Origin of the sequence: Pararhizobium antarcticum (assembly GCF_001885585.1) — a bacterium.
GTDB lineage: Bacteria > Pseudomonadota > Alphaproteobacteria > Rhizobiales > Rhizobiaceae > Pararhizobium > Pararhizobium antarcticum.
In genome coordinates, this window is sequence record NZ_LSRP01000006.1 from 1 (window position 1) to 4,810 (window position 4,810).

General features: G+C 54.0%; 3 protein-coding genes. All 3 read left to right on the top strand.

Going from position 1 to position 4,810, the window contains the following annotated elements:
* Positions 1–180 precede the first annotated feature (180 nt).
* Positions 181–1,137, top strand: a complete 957-nt coding sequence (locus tag AX760_RS01945) for an NAD-dependent epimerase/dehydratase family protein (RefSeq protein ID WP_175551994.1) — start codon at positions 181–183, stop codon at positions 1,135–1,137.
* A gap of 7 nt (positions 1,138–1,144) precedes the next feature.
* Positions 1,145–2,971, top strand: coding sequence for an ABC transporter ATP-binding protein (locus AX760_RS01950; RefSeq protein WP_083531029.1), 1,827 nt, complete (start codon positions 1,145–1,147; stop codon positions 2,969–2,971).
* A partial coding sequence (locus tag AX760_RS01955; protein ID WP_139276421.1) for a glycosyltransferase occupies positions 2,968–4,810 on the top strand: 1,843 nt, incomplete at its 3' end. The genes AX760_RS01950 and AX760_RS01955, both read left to right, overlap by 4 nt.

Genomic DNA, 4,810 nt, shown 5'->3' on the forward strand with positions numbered 1-4,810 from the left:
GTATTATTATTTAACCTGCTGAGATATATAATTCATCGCTATAGGAAAACCTATTTATTACTTTAAGGTATAAAATAGATGTATTTAATTTTAGGTATTTACCATGTGCCAAAGAAATAATTGATGTAATTCAACATTTGGACTATGAATATAATTAATTGCAGAGAATACGAAGGTTGAATCATGAAGGTTCTTATTTCAGGTGGTTGCGGTTTTATCGGATCCCATATCGTCGATCGGCTTCTAAAACGGTCGGACATTGAACTCTGTCTGGTTGTAGACAATCTATGGACTGGTCGGAAAGACAATCTTCATCATATCAATGATGATCGCCTCAAGATAGAAATCAGAGATGTCGAGACGTTCGCCAGCGACGTCCTTTTCGACGAAATCTATCATCTTGCATCGCCCGCTTCTCCGCCATGGTACATGGCAGAGCCACGCCGAACGATTGAATCCAATCTGATCGGTGCGCTAAGGTTGCTCGATGTCCTGAAGCCTGGCGGGAGGTTTGCGTTTACATCTACCTCGGAAGTCTATGGCGATCCGCGCGTGTCGCCCCAGCCTGAAAGCTATGTCGGCATGGTCGACTGTACAGGACCGCGCTCGTCCTACGACGAGAGCAAGCGCTGCACGGAATCGCTCCTGTTCGAAACGTTGCGAACGAAGGGCCTGGATTTGCGGGTTGTCCGTCTGTTCAATGTCTATGGACCACGAACGCGCCCCGATGACGGTCGCGCTGTGTCGAATTTTATCACCCAGGCGTTGGCCGGAAAGCCATTGACGGTATTTGGCGACGGATCGCAGACACGCAGCTGGGGCTACATCGACGATATTGTCGATGGTCTTGAGCGCTATTTCTGGCTCGACAAAATTGAATACCCAGGTCCGCTTAACATCGGCAACGATCGTGAAGTGCCGGTACTGGATGTGGCAAAATATATCGCCAATCTTTTCGGCGGACGCATGATCATCCAGCACCCCATACCGATCAACGACCCGACGAACCGTCGGCCGGATCTTACACTGGCAAACAAGATCCTGCCTGGCTGGAGCTGTTCTGTCCCCTACGAAGAAGGGGTGAAGCGCACCGTCGAATGGTTCCGAGAGGAAATGAAGCTGAGTAAAGTCGGGTAATGGACACGTGAAACAGTCCATTGATCTGAAAAGCGTGCAGCATGATTTGAAAATTGTGCGCACGCTCTGGCCTTATTTGAGCACGCATCGATATACGGTGCAAATCATCGTCTGTCTTGGCTTGCTGTCCTCAGCCCTGGAAGGCGTCAGTCTATATCTGTTTCTGCCGTTGCTGGGTCTTCTGGGGCAGGAAGAGGCTTTGCAGTCCAGCCTGTCCGGCTTTGGGGGCGGCACGTTAAATTACCTACCGTCGAGCTTCCATGTGCCCGTGCTGGTAATGCTCGTGATAAGCGCCATCGTCGCCAAGAATGCCCTGTCCTATATCAATGCTACCCATTTCGCGCGGGTTGATGCAGAAAATGGCCATCGCATGCGACAGCAGCTTTTTGCGGCCATCCTGTCTGCTCATCCCTCCTATATCGATCGCCAGCAGTCCGGGCGCCTTGCCAACGCATTGTTGTCGGAGACTTGGCGGGTGGCGCGCGCTTTGGGCGCGCTCTATCGCGTGATAACGGATTGCTGTTCCATTGTGGTTCTCGGGCTCATACTTGTTTTTCTTTCATGGGAAACGGCCATCTTTGTCGCCCCCTTGATCGCAGTCATCGGCGCGATCATGCACCGCATTACGGAGCGCGCCAAGGCGATCGGCGAAGGAGCTGTTGCAGCAAATACATCCTACACTGATCGGACCTGGGAGACTTTATCCGGGCTGCGTACAATCCGTATTTTCGGACGGGCAAGTTTCGAGGAACAAAGACACGAACGGGCATCGCTGCAGATCAAGCATTTCTTTTTGAGCGCCCAGCTCCTGGCGCAATTGGTGCCCCTGATATTCGAAACTTTGGTCGCGGCGGCGTTGGGTGTTTGGATTGTTATCTTTGCCTGGGCCCAGACTGGCGTGCCAACCATGGCAGTCTTCCTGCTGGTGCTTTACCGGATGCAGCCGCGGGTGCGTTCGCTGATGTCGTCGCGCGCCGAATTGCTGGAACTGGGCAGCGCCGCTCTCGAGGTGGAAAACGTCAAGCAGGAATGTGAATTGTCTCGGCCGACGCCCGGAATTCATGCCTTTCATGCGGTCAACCAGGCGATCGAGTTTGTCGATGTGTCGGCAAAATACCCGGAACAAAACCGCCCTGCGATCAGCGGTATCACATTCACCATGCGGCCGAATACGACCGTTGCTTTGGTGGGGCCGTCCGGCGCCGGCAAGACCACGATTGCCGGTCTCCTGCTCAGAAATCTTCAGGCGGACGCCGGCGAAATAACGATTGACGGGATCCCGCTTGACGACATTCGGGCTGCTGACTGGCATTCGCGCATTTCCGCAGTCAGCCAAGACATATTCTTGTTCGATGGCACGATCCGCGACAACATTCGCTACGGCCTACTTGAGGCGAGCGACGCCGAAATCCTGGAAGCGGCAAGGCTTGCCTATGCTGACGAGTTTATCGAGAAACTTCCGCAGGGGTACGATACCGAGATCGGAGAAAGAGGCTTGCGACTGTCCGGCGGCCAACGTCAGCGCCTTGCGCTTGCGCGCGCGCTCGTTCGAAAACCGGCCATTCTGGTCATAGATGAAGCAACCAACGCGCTTGACAGCCATTCCGAGCAACTCATCCAGCGCGCGCTCGACAGCATTCGAACAACCATGACTGTCCTGATGATTGCCCACCGCTTGTCAACTGTACGCCATGCTGACCAGATTCTCGTGCTTGACGGCGGCCGCATCGCGGAGCGCGGTACGTATGCAGAACTGTTCGAGGCAAACGGAAGATTCAACGCAATGGTGCGCTTGCAAGCACTGGAATTTTCAGGGGATACGCAGGGACCATGAACACGTCCATTACATTTGTCATTCCGGCCTACAACGCCGCTGCAACAATCCACGAAACGCTTGCCAGCCTTGTCGCACAGTCCCGGGGAGATTGGGCGGCAATTGTGGTCGATGACGGCTCTGAAGATGTTACAGCAGCAATCGTCATTGAAATGGCAGCGGCCGATGCTCGCATACGGCTGATTCACACACCGCGCAAACGGGTGACCGGTGCGCGCAATGCGGGCCTCAGGCAAGCCGAGAGCGACTGGGTCTGCTTTTTGGATTCCGACGATCATGTCACTCCCGACTATGTCGAGCGCATGATGCGGGCTGCAGTCGACGGCGTCGATCTGGTGTATTGCGGTTACAAGCGCGTCACGGCGGATGGTCGATTGTTATCGACATCGCTGGAGCCGGCCTTCGAGCGGAATGGCTTCCGCACAACCGCGCTGCTTTGTCCGGTCGCTGTGCATTGCGTCGTCGCGAGGCGGCAAGCACTTTTAGACGCCGGTGGCTTTGATACGACACTTGAGGTTTGTGAGGACTGGGATCTCTGGCAACGCATGACCCGTGCTGGAATACGGGTGAAAATGGTTCCCGCAATCATGGCGGTCTACGTTATTCGTGCTGCTTCACTCTCTGCTGACAATTCTCGCATGCTGCGCGACGGGCTCGTCGTATTGGCGCGAGGTCACAAAAAAGATGCTCGTGTCATCAAACCGATACCGGAGTTCGAACAAGGCATGGCTCCCGAAGGTTATGCGCCGCAGGCCGTTTACTTCGCTGCGTGGTGCGCAGGCGCAGACGTCGGAGCCGGCCGAGACGGCGCGCAGCTTCTCTCCCAGATATCTGACATAGTCACGCCGGGACTGGATATCGATCAGCTCGCACACGCTATTGTGGAGGGCCTGATTGTCGGCTCACGTCTTCCCATCGGGGAGGCATCCCGGCAGTTTCGCGATTGTGATGGATATTTGCAAAATCTGGCGGTGTCTCTTGCCGGAAAACAACATCTGCCTGGGTTCGCTATCGCGGTGATTGCAAGAGTACACTCATGCTTGGCCGGAACGATGTCGATCGACCTTGCTGATATCAAATCCGTGAGTGCAAACACGGAAAATGATCGCGTCATCATCAATCTAAAATCAGGTACAGACTCGCTTGTAACGTTTAGCCTTGCGTCATTTGGCGAGATTCCAGCAAGCACGATCGCAGAAGCCGCGCTCGATGCTTGCGGGACCAGCACGTTCGTTCGCCGCGCCAATTGTTTGAAAAAGTCATCATTTTACAGATCACTGCTGGTCGGAACCGCAAAGGAAGCCGTTTCTGCCGCGCGGGCATTTCGTACAGCGCGATCATTTGAACATCTCGCAATCGGTCGACGATTGAAATCAATCGCAAGGAAAGCAGCGCTCGATAGTTATAGGGATCGCCGAACGCCTGCCTTGCAATCACGTCTTGAAAGGCATCAGGCCGCGATCACAGCGGCTATGGAGGCTCCCGCAATTGGAGAAACAAGCGGAAGCGATCTGACGCAACAATCGAACGCGGATGTGTGGGAGGAGGTCTTTTCAGTTCCTGACCCCTGGAAATACACATCTAGCTATGAGCAAAGAAAATACGAGTATACGCTGGAAATTCTACCTGAGGGCGACATCGGAAAGGCGCTTGAGCTTGCCTGTGCTGAAGGTCATTTCACGGTCCAGCTCGCCGATCGGGTTGTTGAGCTGATCGCTGCCGACATCTCCACCACAGCACTGGAAAGGGCGAAGGAGAGATGCGCGAATAAAAGCAATATCGATTATAAAATAATCAATATAATGACGGACGAATTGCCGGCAGGGCAAGATCTAATCA